Origin of the sequence: Sphingomonas sp. S1-29 (assembly GCF_026167545.1) — a bacterium.
Classification (GTDB): Bacteria; Pseudomonadota; Alphaproteobacteria; order Sphingomonadales; family Sphingomonadaceae; genus Sphingomonas.
This window is the reverse complement of sequence record NZ_CP110678.1, coordinates 2,131,968-2,147,022: the sequence shown is the minus strand read 5'-3', so window position 1 is coordinate 2,147,022 and position 15,055 is coordinate 2,131,968. Positions and strand designations below refer to the sequence as shown.

Below are 15,055 nucleotides of genomic sequence, written 5' to 3'. Positions count from 1 at the left end.
AGCGCAGGTTCATCGGCCTGCGATCATCTGCCTTGGCCTTTGCTTGGCACGCGACTTGCGGCTATCCTGCCGCCCAAAGCAATCGCGCTTTCGAAAGGACAGCGTTTCTTCATGTCCCGTCCGATTCTTCAGGTCACCGCCGCGGTTTCGGCGCTGGCGCTCGTGCCGCTGGCCACCGGCGCGATGGCGCAGGTCGATACCAACAGCTATCGCGAGCTCGACGTCTTCATGGACGTCTATAACCAGGTGAAGTCGCAGTACGTCGACACCGTCGACAACAAGGTGCTGGTGAAGGGCGCGATCCAGGGGATGCTGGCGGCGCTCGACCCGCACAGCTCCTATGTCGACGAACTCGATTTCGAAAATCTGCGGATCCAGACCGAGGGCAATTACGGTGGCCTTGGCCTAACGGTGACTCAGGAAGACGGCGCGGTGAAGGTCATCGCGCCGACCGAGGACACCCCTGCCTTCCGCGCCGGGATCAAGGCGGGCGATTACATCACCCATATCAACGGCCAGCTGATCTTCGGCGAAGCGCTCGACGAGGCGATCGAGGGGATGCGCGGGCAGCCGGGCACCAAGGTCACGCTGACGATCGTCCGGCCCGGTCGCGACAAGCCGCTCGAGCTGACGATGGCGCGCGAAATCATCGTCCAGAAGCCGGTGAAGTGGGAGGTCAAGGACGGCATCGGCATCGTCAACATCAACACCTTCTCGGCCTCGACCGGCGCCGACACGCGCGCCGCAATCATGGCGATCGAGAAGTCGCTAGGGCGGCGCCCCACCGGCTATATCGTCGATCTGCGCTCGAACGGCGGCGGGCTGCTCAACCAGGCGATCGAGGTGTCCGATGCCTTCCTCGAGCGCGGCGAGATCGTGTCGCAGCGCGGCCGCGAGCGCAGCGATATCGAGCGTTATTACGCCCGCCCCGGCGACCTGACCAAGGGCGCACCTATTATCGTGCTGGTCGATGCCGGCACTGCCTCGGCTTCGGAGATCGTCGCCGGCGCGCTGCAGGACCATCACCGCGCGATCGTGATGGGCGTGCGCACCTTCGGCAAGGGATCGGTGCAGACGCTGCTGCAGCTGGGCGAATCGAACGCGCTTCGGCTGACCACCGCGCGCTATTTCACCCCCTCGGGCAAGTCGGTGCAGGAGGGCGGGATCGAACCCGACCTGATCGTGCCGCAGATCAGCGACCCCGATTACAAGAGCCGCCCGGTGTTCCGCGAGGCCGATCTTCGCCGCCACCTGATCAACGAGACGAAGGTCGACAACAAGGCGCTCGAAGAGGACGACAAGATCGATCCGCGCTTCGCCGCCACCGCGGAGGCGCTCGAGAAGCAGGGGGTCGAGGACTTCCAGCTCCAATATGCGCTCAAGACGATCGGTCGGCTGGCCCCTGCGCCGCAGGTGGCGCAGGCGCGGCCCGCGGGTAAGCGTTGATAGCCGCTAGCGAACGCGGCCTGGCCGGGGCGGAATTGAACCGATGAACGCATTCCGCCTTGCCCGCGCGCTCGCGCTCGCGCTGCCCGTCGCGCTCATGGCGGGCGCGCTCGGGTCGCAATATATCGCCGGGCTGTATCCGTGCGAGATGTGCCATTGGCAGCGTTGGCCGCATTATGCGGCGATCGTGCTGGCGGCGCTCGCCTTTGTCGTGCCCGGCATCGCGGCGAAGCGCACGCTGGTCGCGCTCGCCGCGCTCGGCATCGCCGTCAGCGGCGCGATCGGCGTCTTCCATGCCGGAGTCGAATATCATTGGTGGGAGGGGATCACCGCCTGCACCACGCGGGTCCAGCCCGGCGGCGGCGATTTCCTCGATGCGCTGCTCAAGGCGCCGATCATCCGCTGCGACGTCGCGCAATGGACGCTGGGCGGTATCTCGCTCGCTGGCTTTAATGCCATCTTTTCGCTGGGGGGGGCCGTCGCCATCTTGGCGCTGCTGACCAGGAGACGATGATGACGACCAAGCGGTGGCGCCCGGGTGACCGGCGCGAAAAGGTGCAGACGATGATCCGCGTCGACCAGGCGGGCGAATATGGCGCGACCCGCATCTATGCCGGGCAGCTGGCGATCATGGGCGACCACGTCCCCGCCGCGCGCGCGATCGCAGGGATGGCGGCGCAGGAAGACGAGCATTGCGCCTATTTCGACAAGCTGATCGTCGAACGCGGGGTGCGGCCCACCTTGCTCCAGCCCTTCTGGGACAGCGCGGGCTATGCGCTGGGTGTGGTGACCGCGGCGATCGGGCCCGAGGCGGCGATGGCGTGCACCGTCGCGGTCGAAACCGAGATCGACGAACATTATCGCCAACAGCTCGAGGAAATCGGGATCGACGACGCTGAATTGCGCGCCAAGGTCTCGCAATTCCGCGACGAAGAGATCGAGCATAAGGAAGCCGCACTCGCCGCGGGCGCCGAACTAGCGCCGGCCTATCCGTTGATGACCGCGGTGATCCGCGCCGGATGCCGGGTGGCGATCGCCGCGTCCAAGCGGATTTGAGGCGATTTCCGGGCGCTGCGCGTTATAAGGGGCAAAAGGAGCGAGAGTGATGGCACGTTGGATGATCCTGGCAGCAGCGGCTGTCCTCCCCGCGATTTCGGCCCCGGCGATGGCGCAGGTGCAAAATGGTACGTTGACGATCTTCGGCAATGACCGCTGCCCCACCAACGCCGATGGCGAGGAAATCGTCGTCTGCGTGCGCAAGGGCGAGGCCGAGCGCTTCCGCATTCCGCAGGAACTGCGCGAGCTCGAAATCACCCCCGAAAACAAATCTTGGGCGGTCCGCTCCGAAGACACGCTGCGCGCGGGTGATTCGGGGATCGGCAGCTGCTCGGCAGTTGGGGTCGGCGGGATGATCGGTTGCGGCGCGCAGGCGGCGGATACCAACCGCGCGATCCGCCGCGAACGTCGTCAGGCCGAACAGGGTATTCCGTTGCCCTGATCGCGAAGCGTACGCTTTGCCGCTCGACAGCGTCGATCGGCGAACATATACGGAACGGATGGCGCAACTCGACACCCGCGAAAAGCTCGCCATTCTTGCTGATGCGGCGAAATACGACGCATCCTGTTCGTCCTCGGGCACCAGCAAGCGCAAATCCTCGGGCGGCAAGGGGCTCGGCTCGACCGAGGGGTCGGGCATCTGCCATGCCTATGCGCCCGATGGTCGCTGCATCAGCCTGCTCAAGATCCTGTTGACCAACAGCTGCATCTTCGACTGCCATTATTGCATCAATCGCAAGAGCTCGAACGTTCGCCGCGCGCGCTTCACCGCGCAGGAAGTCGTCGCGCTGACATTGAGCTTCTATCGCCGCAACTATATCGAGGGGCTGTTCCTGTCGTCGGGCATCATTCGCTCGTCGAACTACACGATGGAGCAACTGGTCGAGGTCGCGCGATCGCTGCGCGAGGACCATGACTTCCGCGGTTATATCCACCTCAAGACGATCCCCGACGCCGATCCCGAGCTGGTGCACCAGGCGGGGCTGTATGCCGATCGCGTGTCGATCAACGTCGAACTGCCCACCGTCGGCGGGTTGACGCGGCTCGCCCCCGAGAAATCGGCGACGCGGATCGAGGATGCGATGGGCGAGATGAAGACCGCGATCATCGACACCGCCGATGCCAAGAAGCGCTATAAATCGGCGCCGCGCTTCGCGCCCGCGGGGCAATCGACGCAGATGATCGTGGGGGCGGATGCCGCGACCGATGGCGATATCGTCGGCAAGGCGGCGTCGCTCTACGGCCGGTTCGGCCTGCGCCGCGTCTATTATTCGGCGTTCAGCCCGATCCCCGATGCAAGTGCGGTGTTGCCGCTCCAGCGTCCGCCCTTGATGCGCGAGCATCGGCTGTACCAGTCCGACTGGCTGATGCGCTTCTACGATTACCGGCCCGACGAGGTCGCTGCCGCCACCGACGACGCGACAGGGATGCTGCCGCTCGACATCGATCCCAAGCTCGCTTGGGCGCTCAAATTCCGCGATCGCTTTCCGGTCGACGTCAACCGAGCGCCGCGCGAGGATTTGCTTCGCGTGCCGGGGCTGGGGGTAAAGGCGGTGCATTCGATCCTGTCGGCCAGGCGGTGGCGGCGGCTGAGCCTTGAGGATGTCGCGCGGCTGACGGTGTCGGTGGCGAAGGTGCGCCCGTTTCTCATCGCCGATGGCTGGCGGCCGATCGCGCTGGCCGACCGCGCCGATCTGCGGCCGCTCGTGGCGCCCAAGCGCGAGACCCAGCTCGAGCTGTTCGCGGCGTGATACCGACTCGCAGGTGAAACCAGCGCGGCTGCCACCGGTTGGGCTCGGGATATTCGATTTGGAGCTTACCCGATGACCGACGCCCGCATTTTCGAAGACCTGAAGGCCGATCACGATCGCCACCGCGAACTGCTGAAGGCGATCGCCGGCGCTGAAGGCGACAAGCGCGCAGCGCTGTTCGAGGATTTCCGCATCGAAGTCACCGCCCACGCCGCAGCCGAGGAAGAGTCGCTCTACGCGACGATGCTCGGCAAGCCCGAGCTGCGCGACGAGGCGCGCCATTCGGTGTCCGAACACAAGGAAATCGACGATTTCTTCGGTGAGATGCTCGAGCTCGAAACCGGCTCGCCCGAATGGCAGGCCAAGTTCGACGAGATGCGCCACCGCTACGAGCATCATATCGACGAGGAGGAGGAGGAGATGTTCCCCGCCGCCGCCGAGGCGCTGTCGGAGATCGAGCAGGCGAGGCTCGGCAACATCTTCGAGGACCGCAAGCCCAAGGAGCTCGAAGCCGCAGAGGATGCGCAGCCCGGTGACGACCGCGACTGAGCCGCGCTGATGCGCGTCGCGACGCTGGCGCAGCCCGATGATTTCGATGGCTGGCGCGACGCCGCGCGCGCGCTGGCGGCGGCGCAGGTGCCGGCGTCCGAAGTCGTATGGCAAGTTGGGTCGCAGCCGACCGATTTGTTCGGCGGCGATGCGGTGCCCGAGCCGCCTGCTACCGCGCCGGCCTTTCGCGTACCGCGCGCCTTTCTCGATCTGGCGCGCAGCGCCGCGCTGCACGCCGATCCCGAACGCTTTGCGCTGCTCTATACGATGCTGACGCGGCTGATCGAGCAGCCCGGGCTGATCGACGACCGCGCCGACCGCCTGCGCCGCCGGCTCGACGAAATGGCCAAGGCGGTGCGCCGCGACATCCACAAGATGCGCGCCTTCGTCCGCTTTCGCGAATTGCCCGACGACGACGGCACCGCGCGCTTCGTCGCGTGGTTCGAGCCCGAGCATCATATCGTGCGCCACAATGCGCGCTTCTTCGTCGATCGCTTCAACTCGATGCGGTGGTCGATCCTTACGCCTGAATTGTCGCTGCACTGGGATTGCGAAACGCTGACCGAGGGGCCGCCCGCGACCAAGGAGGATGCCCCCGATGGCGACCCGATCGAGGCGGTGTGGAAGACCTATTATGCGTCGATCTTTAATCCCGCGCGGCTCAAAGTGGGCGCGATGCTGCGCGAAATGCCGCGCAAATATTGGAAGAACATGCCCGAAACCGCGCTGGTGAGCGAGCTGGTCGCCGGGGCGCGCGCGCGCGAGAGCGGCATGATCGACACCGCACGCACCGCGACCGGCGGCAATATCGAGGGAGCCTGGGCGGCACTGCGCGACGAGGCGGCGGGCTGCACCCGCTGCCCGCTATACAAGCCGGCGACGCAGACAGTGTTCGGTGAGGGGCCGGTCGATGCCGAACTGATGTTCGTCGGCGAACAGCCCGGCGACCAGGAGGATCTGGCGGGCCGGCCGTTCGTCGGCCCTGCCGGGCAAGTGTTCGATCAGGCGCTTGCGCAAGCCGGGATCGATCGCGCGCGCGTTTACGTCACCAACGCGGTCAAGCATTTCAAGTTCGAGCCGCGCGGCAAGCGGCGGATCCATGCCAAGCCCGGGGTGGGCGAGATCGACGCCTGTCGGTGGTGGGTAGAGCAGGAACGGATGCTGGTGACGCCGCGCCTGACGGTGGCGCTGGGCGCGACCGCCGCCCGCTCGCTGCTAGGACGGACCGTCACGATCGGGCGCGAGCGCGGGCGGCCGATCGAGCTTGCGGACGGCGGCGAGGGGTGGATCACCGTCCACCCCAGCTATCTGCTGCGGATCACCGATCCCGCGCAGGCGGCGGAGGAATCGGCCCGCTTTGTCGAAGACCTGAAGGCCGCCGCCGCCCGCCTCGGCCAGTAAGGGCTTATCCCTGCGCCAGCGGATCAGGCCCCAACCGCCCATCGGCGCGGTCCATCGAATCGATCGCCGCCATGTCGTCGGCATCGAGCATCCCCTCGGTGGCGCCGAAATTGTCGCGCATATGCGCTTCGTCCGAAGCCTTGGGGATCACCGCTAGCCCGTGCTGGATATGCCAGCGCAGGATTATTTGGGCAGGACTGCGGCCGTGCTTCTGGGCAATCTTGGCGATCACAGGGCTGTTGATCGTCGTTCCCTGGCCAAGCGGGCTCCAGCTCTGCGTGACGATTCCGTGCTGCTCGTGGAACGCACGCGCCTCGCGCTGCTGGAAATCGGGGTGCAGCTCGATCTGGTTGACCGCAGGCATTACGCCGGTCGCGGCGAAGATCGCCTCGATATGCTCGGGCAGGAAGTTCGAAACGCCGATCGACTTTGCCTTGCCCGCGTCGCGCAGCCGCACAAGCCCCTTCCAGGCTTCGACGAACTTGCCCTGGCCGGGCGCCGGCCAGTGGATGAGGTACAGATCGACGCTGTCGCGGCCGAGCAGCGCCAGGCTTTGGTCGAGTGCGCCCTCGGCATCTTCGTGCATGTTCGCCCACAGCTTGGTGGTGACGAACACATCGTCGATGCTCGCGAGCGCCTCGCCGACGCCGCGTTCGTTCTCGTACAGCGCGGCGGTGTCGACCAGCTTGTAGCCGGTATCGATCGCCGATCGCACGACTTGCGCGGCGATCGCCTGCGGCACCTTGTAGGTGCCGAAGCCGAGTTGGGGAATGGCGCGGCCGTCGTTCAGCTCGAGCATGCAAAGCCTCATGATTTGGGAGTTGGCTGCTACAACCCGCGGCGTGCGGCTTGGTTTCGCGCGATGGCGGCGAAGCGTTCGGCGCGGTCGGGCGCGCGCTGCGCCACCATCGTGCGATAACGCGCGACGGTTTCAGAGGAAGCGCGCTCGGGCGAGCCCGAATCGAAGGGTGGGGCGGGGTCGTATTCGAGCGAAAGCTGGACGAAGCGGGCATGGTCCTCGCCGCGAATCGCCGCCATCAGCGCCAGGGCGAAATCAATGCCTGCGGTCACCCCGCCGCCGGTCACGCGATTGCCGTCGAACACCACCCGCTCGGCCACCGGAATCGCGCCGAACAGCGCCAGATGCTCGCGCGTCGCCCAGTGGCACGCGGCGCGGCGGCCATCGAGCAGCCCCGCTGCCCCGAGCAGCAGCGATCCGGTGCACACGCTGGTGACCCAGCTTGCTTCGGTACCGACGCTGCGCACCCAGTCGAGCGTCGCTGCATCCTCCATCGCCGCGGTGGTGCCGAACCCGCCGGGCACACACAAGATGTCGGCGCGGGGCACGTCGGCAAAAATGGCGGTGGGGTGCAGCGAAAAACCGCTATCGGTGGCCACCGGGTCGCGCGTCGCCGCGACCAGGTCGATCGTGGTGTTGCCCAGCCGCGAGAGCACTTGCGCAGGGCCGGTCAGGTCGAGCTGGGTGACGTCGTCGTACAGCAGGAAGGCGATGTGGATTGGGTTGCGTTCGGCCATCCGGTCCTCGGTCCGATTTCGGTTTAAAGTGTATCGTATAGGCGATACACTGCACGCAACTAGCGAAAGGTCTCGACCATGGGCATTCTCGATTTCCTCAAGAAGCAATTCGTCGACGTCATCGATTGGGTGGAGGAGCCCGGCGACCTGGCGATGCGCTATCCGATGGAGGATCGCGAGATCCAGAACGGTGCCGCGCTGACGGTGCGCGAGGGGCAGGTCGCGTTCTTCTATAACGAAGGGCAGATGGCCGATGCGTTCGGGCCGGGCATGCATACGATCGAAACGTCGAACCTGCCGCTGCTCACCGCGCTGCAAAATTGGGACAAAGGCTTCCAGTCGCCTTTCAAGGCCGACGTGCTGTTCTTCACGCAGAAGGAGCAGGCAGGGCATAAATGGGGGACGTCGCAGCCGGTAACGGTCCGCGACAAGGAGTTCGGCCCGCTGCGCATCCGCGCGTTCGGCGGCTACAGCTTCCGCATCGAACAGCCGCCGGTGTTCCAGGCCAAGCTGATGGGCACGCTCGAGCGCGTCCGCGTCGAGGATGTCGAGCAGCAACTGCGTAGCGCGATCGCGACGCAGCTTGCGACCTCGCTCGGCCGCAGCGAATTCGGTTTTGTCGACATGGCGGCCGACCAGGCGGCGATGTCCGATCGGCTCAAGGAAATGGTCCAGCCCGCCTTCACCCAATGGGGGCTGTCGTGCCAGACCTTCTTCGTCGAGAGCGTCTCGCTTCCCGAGGAAGTCCAGAAATATCTCGACAAGGCATCGTCGATGCGCGTCGTCGGCGACCTCGACCGGTTCGTGAAGTTCCAGAGCGGCGACGCGATCGAAAAAGCGGCGAACCAGGAAGGCGGGATCGCCGGTCTGGGCGTCGGCGCGGGCGCGGGCATGGCGATGGGCCAGGCGATGGCGGGCGCGCTCGGCGGCGGTGCCGGCGGTGGCGCCGCACCCGCCCCGGTGGCGAGCGAGGACGCCTATGGCCAGATCGAAAAGCTCCACAAGCTGCTGACGATCGGCGCGATCACCCAGGCCGATTTCGACGCCAAGAAGACCGAATTGCTGGGGCGGATCCGGTAGCTACACGCTTGCCGCCCGCGCCGCGCTCGAAGTTGCCGTTCGTCCTGAGTAGCCGTCGAGTAGCCCCGCAGGGGCGTATCGAGACGGCGTATCGAAGGAGGCTGGCGAGGGGCGGTGCTTCGATACGAGCCCTCGATACGCCGCTGTGCGGCTACTCGGTCTCTACTCAGCATGAACGGGTTGAGTGGCGGCCGGCGAGCCTATTGGAAAATCCATGCTGACCATCGATTGTCCCAATTGCGGCGCCCCGGTCACCTTCCGCTCGGCGGGGCTGCCCGATCGCGTGTGCGACCATTGCCGGTCGATGCTGGTGCGCAGCGATGCGGGCGTGGCGATCGTGGGGGTGCAGGCGGCGTTGCCGTTCGATGTCAGTCCGTTGCAGATCGGTACGCGCGGGCGCTTCGATGGCAAGCCGTTCGAGATCGTCGGTCGCGTGCGCTGGTCGTGGACCGACGGATCGTGGAACGAATGGCTGTGCCTGTTCGGCGACAGCGGCTTTGGCTGGCTGGGTGAGGCGATGGGGCAGTTCATGATGACCTTCGAACGGCCGATGCCCAGGGTCCAGTCGCCGGTGTTGATGGCGATCCAGCGCGGTGCCGACGCGCCGATCGGCGACCGGATAAAGCTCGACGACGACATGCTGACGGTCGCCGACGCGCGCGAGGTCGAATGCATCGCGGCCGAGGGCGAACTGCCCTTCACCGCGCCGCCGGGATGGCGGATCTATTCGGTCGATTTCCGCACGACTTCGGGACGCGTCGCCAACATGCAGCGCGATGGCGACGAGGCGCATTTCTATGACGGGCGCTACGTGACGCTCGCCGAGCTGCAGCCGGCGGGGTTGCGCGCGATCGATGGCTGGGCGATCCCGGCGAATGGCTGACGCCGCCCCGCCCGCCCCCGCCGCCAAGGCGCTGAGCTGTCCGTCGTGCGGCGGTACGCTCGCGGTGCGCGCCGCGGGCTATACCGTGACGATCGCGTGCCAATATTGTTCGAGCATCCTCGACGTGTCGCAGCCAGACGTGAAGCTGGTCACGCAATATCACGAGGCGGCGGCGCGGCTCGAGATACCGCTGGGCACGCGTGGCACGCTGCGCGGGGTCGAATGGGAGGCGATCGGCTATCTCGCGCGCAGCGAGCGCGGCCAATATGGCTGGGAGGAATATCTCCTCTTCAACCCCTATCACGGTTATCGCTGGCTGATCGCCAATCGCGGCGGCTGGAGCTTCGGCGAGCTGCTCACCGTGGTGCCCGGGCATGACGGCGGGATCACGCTCGACGGCAAGCGCTACAAGCCCTTCTTCGCCGACGGCACCGCGCAGGTCGATTATGTCGTCGGCGAATTTTATTGGCGGGTGAAGCGCGGCGAGACCGTCCGCACCGACGATTGGGTCCGGCCGGGCTTCATGCTGTCGCGTGAGGCCGACGACCGCGAAGTCAGCTGGTCGCTGTCCGAGCTGCTCGATCCCAAGGAAATGAAGGCGTTCGGGGTCACCGCCAACCCCAAGCCTTCGCCGCCGCTGCCGCACCAGCCTTCGCCGCATGTCGGCTGGCTCAAGCAAGGGCTGGTCGTCGCGCTGCTCGCCATCGCGGTGCTGCTGGGGGTGGCGATCTTCAGCGGCGGCGGGGGCACGGTATTCACCGGCACCGCGCCGATCGCCGCCGACGGCAGCGAGCAGGAAGCGACGCTCGGCCCCTTCACGCTGGCGCGCGCGCGCCAGGGGGTGAAGATCGAGACGCGGGTGCCCGCGCTGTCGAACGGCTGGGTCGATATCAACTACGCGTTGGTCAGCCGCGCCGACCAGAAGGCCTATACCGCGTCGAAAGCGGCCGAAGCCTATTCGGGGCGCGATACCGATGGCAGCTGGAGCGAGGGGTCGCGCAGCACCGGCGCCAGCTTCGCCGCGGTGCCCGCGGGCACCTATGACCTGATCGTGTCGTATCGCGGCAATGTCTGGGTCGATCCGACCGCGCCGCTCAATGGCGGATCGAACCCCGGTGATTTCTTCGGCGGCGGTGGTGCGGCGGCGCCGCAGCCGGCAGCGCCCGATTGGCGCCGCGACGGTGGCGAGCCGCCGCAACTGCAGATCGAGGTGCGAACCACCCGGTTCCAGGGCGGCGTGCTGGTCCTGGCGCTGTTCCTGATCGCGATCCCGCTGCTGATCGGCCTGATCCGCCACGCCGCGTTCGAATCGACACGCACCGGCGAAAGCGATTTCGCCCCCGTGCTTAGCGATGAGGAAGACTGATGCGCAGCGGTATCCTGTTCTATGGCCTGTGGTGCGCCGGAATCGCCGCCGCGTTCCTGTTCGCGACCAACTACGCCTGGTCGCCCTTTGCCGATGCCAGCCGCCCGGTGCAGGGGACGCGCACCGGCGGCGGTGGCGGCATCATCTTCATTCCCACGCATAAATAAGGGACACGACACATGGTCACGACACTCCCCGTCCTGCTCAACACCCTGCTCTATGCCGGCATCGGCATGATCGTCTTCGCGGTGGGCTTCTGGGTGCTCGACAAGCTGACCCCGGGCAAGTTGTGGAACGAGATCCACGACCAGCGCAACATCGGCGTCGCGATCGTCACCGCGGCGATGGCGCTGGGGCTCGCGCTGATCATTGCTGCGGCAATTCATGGCTGATTCGGACCCCGCCACGCCGCGCGCCAAGCTGACGGCACCGGCGGGGGCGTTATTGGTCTCGGCCTTCGTCGTTGCGACCTGCGGGCTGATCTACGAACTGCTCGCCAGCACGATCGCCAGCTATCTGCTGGGCGACAGCGTCACCCAATTCTCGACCGTCATCGGCAGCTATTTGTTCGCGATGGGGATCGGCAGCTGGTGCTCGCGCTATGTGAAGCACGGCGAGTTGCGGCTGTTCGTCCGCGTCGAATTGCTGATCGCGATCATCGGCGGCTGTTCGGCGGCGGCGTTGTTCCTGCTGTTCCCGCTGATCGATCATTTCCGCATCACCCTGTATGGCATCGTGCTCGCGATCGGCTTCCTGGTCGGGCTCGAAATCCCGCTGTTGATCCGCATCCTCAAGGATTTCGACTTTCGCGAAGTCGTCTCCAGCGTCCTCACCTTCGACTATGTCGGCGCGCTGTTCGCCTCGCTGCTCTTCCCCCTGGTCCTGATGCCGCATCTGGGGATGATCCGCACCGGCTTCCTGTTCGGCTTCGCCAATGCAGCGGTCGCGCTCGCGGTGCTGTTCGCGCTCCCGCGCGCCAGCGGACTGCGCGGCGAAAAGGTGGCGGCGGTGGTGATTCTGGCGGCGCTGGCGGCGGGGTTCTTCGCCTCCGATCGGTTGCAGCGGATGGGCGAGGTTGCGGGCTATGGCGAGCCGATCATCTACGCCAAGTCGAGCCGGTTCCAGCGGATCGTGCTCACCCGCCGCGACGATGATCTGCGGCTGTACCTCAACGGCAATCTGCAATTCTCGTCGCGCGACGAATATCGCTATCACGAGGCGCTGGTGCATCCCGCGCTCGGCCGCGTCAGCAATCCGCGCAACGTGCTGATCCTTGGCGGCGGCGATGGCCTGGCGGCGCGCGAAGTGTTTCGCTATCCCAGTGTCGAGAAGGTGACGTTGGTCGATCTCGACGGCGCGATGACCGGGCTGTTTCGCGACACCGGCACGCTCGCGCGGATGAACCAGGGGTCGCTGTCCGATCCGCGCATGACCGTGATCAACGACGACGGCTTTCGCTGGGTGCGCGAGGCGACCGATCGCTATGACGCGATCATCGTCGATTTCCCCGATCCGGTCGATTATTCGGTGGGCAAGCTCTATACCGAAAGCTTCTACAATCAGGTCCGCCGGCTGCTCGCTCCCGGCGCGATGATGGTGGTGCAGAGCACCTCGCCGTTGATCGCCCCCAACGCCTATTGGACCGTCGCGACGACGCTCGAGGCGGCAGGGTTCGTGACGCGCGGCTATCACGCCTATGTGCCGAGCTTTGGCGAATGGGGCTTCCTGCTCGCCGCCAACAGTCCGATCCCGATCGAAGCGCGTTTTCCGACCGGGCGGTTCCTGACGCCCGCGGTCGAGCGGCAGCTATACCAATTCCCGCCCGACATGGCGCGTCGCCCTACGCAAGTGAACCGGCTCGACAACCAGGTGCTGGTGCGCGAGTTTGATTCCGCGTGGAGCCGCTATGAAGGCTGACCGGCGCACCTTTCTGGGCGTGGGGGCGGGCGCGGTCGCCGCAGCGGGGGCGGGGGCTGCCTATGCGTTTCGCGAGGCACCCTTGCCGCAGGGGGCGCTGCTGGGGGCCGATCTCGAACGCGGGCATCGGTTGCGCAAAGGGGGTTTTCCCGCGCCCACGCGGTTCGACGAGGCAGGAATCGTCATCGCTGGCGGCGGGGTCGCCGGGCTGGCGGCGGGATGGGCGCTCAACGAGGCAGGCTATCGCGATTTCCGGCTGCTCGAGCTCGAGGACGTCGCGGGCGGCAATGCGCGGTCGGGGAGCAATCGGGTGTCGGCCTATCCTCTGGGCGCGCATTACCTGCCGATCGCCAATGCCGAGGCACGCGCACTGCGCAAGCTGCTGACCCGGCTGGGGATCATCACTGGCGAGCAGGACGGGTTGCCCGTCTATGACCCGCAGCAATTGTGCGCCGATCTGCAGGAGCGGCTGTTCTGGCGCGGGCGCTGGCATGAGGGGCTGGTGCCCACCACCGGACTGACGCCCGAAGATCAACGCCAGCTTGCGCGCTTCGGTGCCGAGATGGCCGCGTTTTCGGCGGCGACCGGCAGCGACGGACGGCCCGCCTTCGCGACCCCGATCGCCTATAGTTCGGGCGATGCGCAATGGCGCTCGCTCGACCGGATCGGCTTCGGTCAGTGGCTAGACGAGCGTGGCTATCGCTCGCCGGTGCTGCGCGCGCATGTCCGCTATGCAACGCGCGACGATTATGGGACCGAGCCCGAGCAGGTGTCGGCCTGGGCGGGCATCCATTATTTCGCGGGGCGGCGCGGTGCTGCGGCGGGCGATGTCGGGGACAATGTGCTGACCTGGCCGGGGGGCAATGGCCGCCTGACCCAGGCGATGGCGGCCGCGTTCCCTGCCAACATCGCGACCGGGCGGATCGTCCATGCGATCGAGCGGCAAGGCGATGGGTCTTTCCATGTCGATCATTTCGACGTCAGTGAAGGCGTCACCCACCGCACGCGGGCGGCAGCGGTGATCGCCGCGATGCCGTTGTTCGTTGCCAAACGAATTTGCGCCGGACTGCCCGATACGGCTGCGTGCAGCTATGCCCCGTGGCTCGTCGCCAACATCAGCGTGTCGCGGCTTCCTGGCGGCGCGGGGGTGCCGCTCGCCTGGGACAATGTGTCGACCACCAGCAATTCGCTGGGCTATGTCGTCGCCACCCACCAGTCGCGTGCGCTGGGCGCCGAGAGCGTGCTGACCTGGTATCTGCCGCTGTCGGACATGACGCCCGCCAATGGCCGCCGCCTGCTGCTCGAACGGCCCGCCGATGAATGGAAGCGGATCGTGCGCGACGATCTGCTGGCGATGCATCCCGACATGGCCGATGCGATCACCGGGATCGAATTATGGCGCTGGGGGCATGCGATGGCGCGTCCGGTGCCGGGCTATGTCTGGGGCGCGGCAAAGACGTTCGCGCCCGAGCCGCCGCTCTACCTTGCGCATAGCGACCTGTCGGGGCTGTCGATCTTCGAGGAAGCGCACTATCACGGCACCCGCGCTGCCGAGGCGGCGATGGCGCGGATCGGCTACGCGCATGAGGCCCTGACATGATCCCCCCCTATGACGGCCGCCATCTGATTGCAGACCTCCACGATTGCAGCGGGCTCGACGACTTGGCGCTGGTCGAGCGTGCCCTGCGCGACGGCGCCGCGGCGGCGGGGGCAACGGTGCTCGACGTTCGGCTCCACGCCTTCGGGCCGGGGCAGGGGGTGACCGGGGTGGCGCTGCTCGCCGAATCGCACATCTCGATCCATAGCTGGCCCGAACATCGCTATGCCGCGATCGACATCTTCCTGTGCGGGCGGCGCTGCGATCCGCAGGCGGCGCTTGCGGTGATCGTGGCGGCGTTTGGTGGGCACGTGGCGAGCGAGACGGTGATCGCGCGGGGGTTCGGGGTAATCCCAGCCCCCGTTCGTGCTGAGTAGCCGCTGAGCTTGTCGAAGCGGCGTATCGAAGCACCGGCCCGTTTGGGGCAGGTCCTTCGATACGGGCCTTCGCCTTCGCTCAGTCCCTACTCAGGA

At 66.5% G+C, this 15,055-nt stretch carries 17 protein-coding genes; 15 read left to right on the top strand and 2 right to left on the bottom strand.

What is annotated here, in order from left to right; translation table 11 throughout:
• Window positions 1–111 precede the first annotated feature (111 nt).
• The 7 genes from OKW76_RS10145 to OKW76_RS10115 all read left to right on the top strand — a co-directional run bounded on the left by OKW76_RS10145 (window position 112) and on the right by OKW76_RS10115 (window position 6,203).
• The gene (locus OKW76_RS10145; RefSeq protein ID WP_265548785.1) at window positions 112–1,446 is read left to right on the top strand and encodes a S41 family peptidase; all 1,335 of its coding nucleotides are present in this window, start codon (window positions 112–114) and stop codon (window positions 1,444–1,446) included.
• A 43-nt stretch (window positions 1,447–1,489) separates the two neighbouring features.
• Window positions 1,490–1,960 (top strand): disulfide bond formation protein B, encoded by a 471-nt coding sequence (locus OKW76_RS10140; RefSeq protein ID WP_265548784.1) that lies wholly within the window; start codon window positions 1,490–1,492, stop codon window positions 1,958–1,960.
• The gene (locus OKW76_RS10135; RefSeq protein ID WP_265548783.1) at window positions 1,957–2,502 is read left to right on the top strand and encodes a demethoxyubiquinone hydroxylase family protein; all 546 of its coding nucleotides are present in this window, start codon (window positions 1,957–1,959) and stop codon (window positions 2,500–2,502) included. The genes OKW76_RS10140 and OKW76_RS10135 overlap by 4 nt, the downstream gene beginning before the upstream one ends.
• Before the next feature lie 49 nt (window positions 2,503–2,551).
• On the top strand, window positions 2,552–2,944 hold the full coding sequence (locus OKW76_RS10130; RefSeq protein WP_265548782.1) for a hypothetical protein: 393 nt from the start codon (window positions 2,552–2,554) through the stop codon (window positions 2,942–2,944).
• Between the two features lie 58 nt (window positions 2,945–3,002).
• Entirely contained in the window at window positions 3,003–4,253 is a 1,251-nt protein-coding gene (locus tag OKW76_RS10125; protein ID WP_265548781.1) for a putative DNA modification/repair radical SAM protein, read from the top strand.
• 72 nt (window positions 4,254–4,325) lie between these two features.
• Entirely contained in the window at window positions 4,326–4,802 is a 477-nt protein-coding gene (locus OKW76_RS10120) for a hemerythrin domain-containing protein (protein ID WP_265548780.1), read from the top strand.
• A 9-nt stretch (window positions 4,803–4,811) separates the two neighbouring features.
• A complete protein-coding gene (locus OKW76_RS10115) occupies window positions 4,812–6,203 on the top strand; it encodes a UdgX family uracil-DNA binding protein (RefSeq protein WP_265548779.1) in 1,392 nt (463 codons plus the stop codon).
• A gap of 4 nt (window positions 6,204–6,207) precedes the next feature.
• On the opposite strand, the gene OKW76_RS10110 is transcribed toward OKW76_RS10115, so the two are convergent.
• Both OKW76_RS10110 and OKW76_RS10105 read right to left on the bottom strand, forming a co-directional pair.
• On the bottom strand, window positions 6,208–7,002 hold the full coding sequence (locus OKW76_RS10110) for an aldo/keto reductase (protein WP_265548778.1): 795 nt from the start codon (window positions 7,000–7,002) through the stop codon (window positions 6,208–6,210).
• Window positions 7,003–7,031: 29 nt separating this feature from the next.
• Window positions 7,032–7,739 carry a DJ-1/PfpI family protein gene (locus OKW76_RS10105; RefSeq protein ID WP_265548777.1) on the bottom strand — a complete coding sequence of 236 codons (708 nt, stop codon included), beginning with the start codon at window positions 7,737–7,739 and terminating at the stop codon, window positions 7,032–7,034.
• 78 nt (window positions 7,740–7,817) lie between these two features.
• Here OKW76_RS10105 and OKW76_RS10100 point away from each other — a divergent pair, with 78 nt between their 5' ends.
• The 8 genes from OKW76_RS10100 (at window position 7,818) to speD (ending at window position 14,959) form a co-directional block, all read left to right on the top strand.
• Window positions 7,818–8,819, top strand: coding sequence for an SPFH domain-containing protein (locus OKW76_RS10100; protein WP_265548776.1), 1,002 nt, complete (start codon window positions 7,818–7,820; stop codon window positions 8,817–8,819).
• A gap of 214 nt (window positions 8,820–9,033) precedes the next feature.
• A complete protein-coding gene (locus tag OKW76_RS10095) occupies window positions 9,034–9,702 on the top strand; it encodes a DUF4178 domain-containing protein (RefSeq protein ID WP_265548775.1) in 669 nt (222 codons plus the stop codon).
• The gene (locus tag OKW76_RS10090; RefSeq protein WP_265548774.1) at window positions 9,695–11,068 is read left to right on the top strand and encodes a DUF4178 domain-containing protein; all 1,374 of its coding nucleotides are present in this window, start codon (window positions 9,695–9,697) and stop codon (window positions 11,066–11,068) included. The genes OKW76_RS10095 and OKW76_RS10090 overlap by 8 nt, the downstream gene beginning before the upstream one ends.
• On the top strand, window positions 11,068–11,235 hold the full coding sequence (locus OKW76_RS10085) for a hypothetical protein (RefSeq protein WP_265548773.1): 168 nt from the start codon (window positions 11,068–11,070) through the stop codon (window positions 11,233–11,235). Before OKW76_RS10090 ends, OKW76_RS10085 begins: the two co-directional genes overlap by 1 nt.
• A gap of 12 nt (window positions 11,236–11,247) precedes the next feature.
• Window positions 11,248–11,460 carry a DUF350 domain-containing protein gene (locus OKW76_RS10080; protein ID WP_265548772.1) on the top strand — a complete coding sequence of 71 codons (213 nt, stop codon included), beginning with the start codon at window positions 11,248–11,250 and terminating at the stop codon, window positions 11,458–11,460.
• The gene (locus tag OKW76_RS10075; RefSeq protein ID WP_265548771.1) at window positions 11,453–12,985 is read left to right on the top strand and encodes a polyamine aminopropyltransferase; all 1,533 of its coding nucleotides are present in this window, start codon (window positions 11,453–11,455) and stop codon (window positions 12,983–12,985) included. The genes OKW76_RS10080 and OKW76_RS10075 overlap by 8 nt, the downstream gene beginning before the upstream one ends.
• Window positions 12,975–14,585: an FAD-dependent oxidoreductase gene (locus tag OKW76_RS10070; protein WP_265548770.1), complete on the top strand. Its 1,611-nt coding sequence runs from the start codon at window positions 12,975–12,977 to the stop codon at window positions 14,583–14,585. Before OKW76_RS10075 ends, OKW76_RS10070 begins: the two co-directional genes overlap by 11 nt.
• The gene (speD, locus tag OKW76_RS10065) at window positions 14,582–14,959 is read left to right on the top strand and encodes an adenosylmethionine decarboxylase (RefSeq protein WP_265548769.1); all 378 of its coding nucleotides are present in this window, start codon (window positions 14,582–14,584) and stop codon (window positions 14,957–14,959) included. The genes OKW76_RS10070 and speD overlap by 4 nt, the downstream gene beginning before the upstream one ends.
• Window positions 14,960–15,055: the final 96 nt, after the last annotated feature.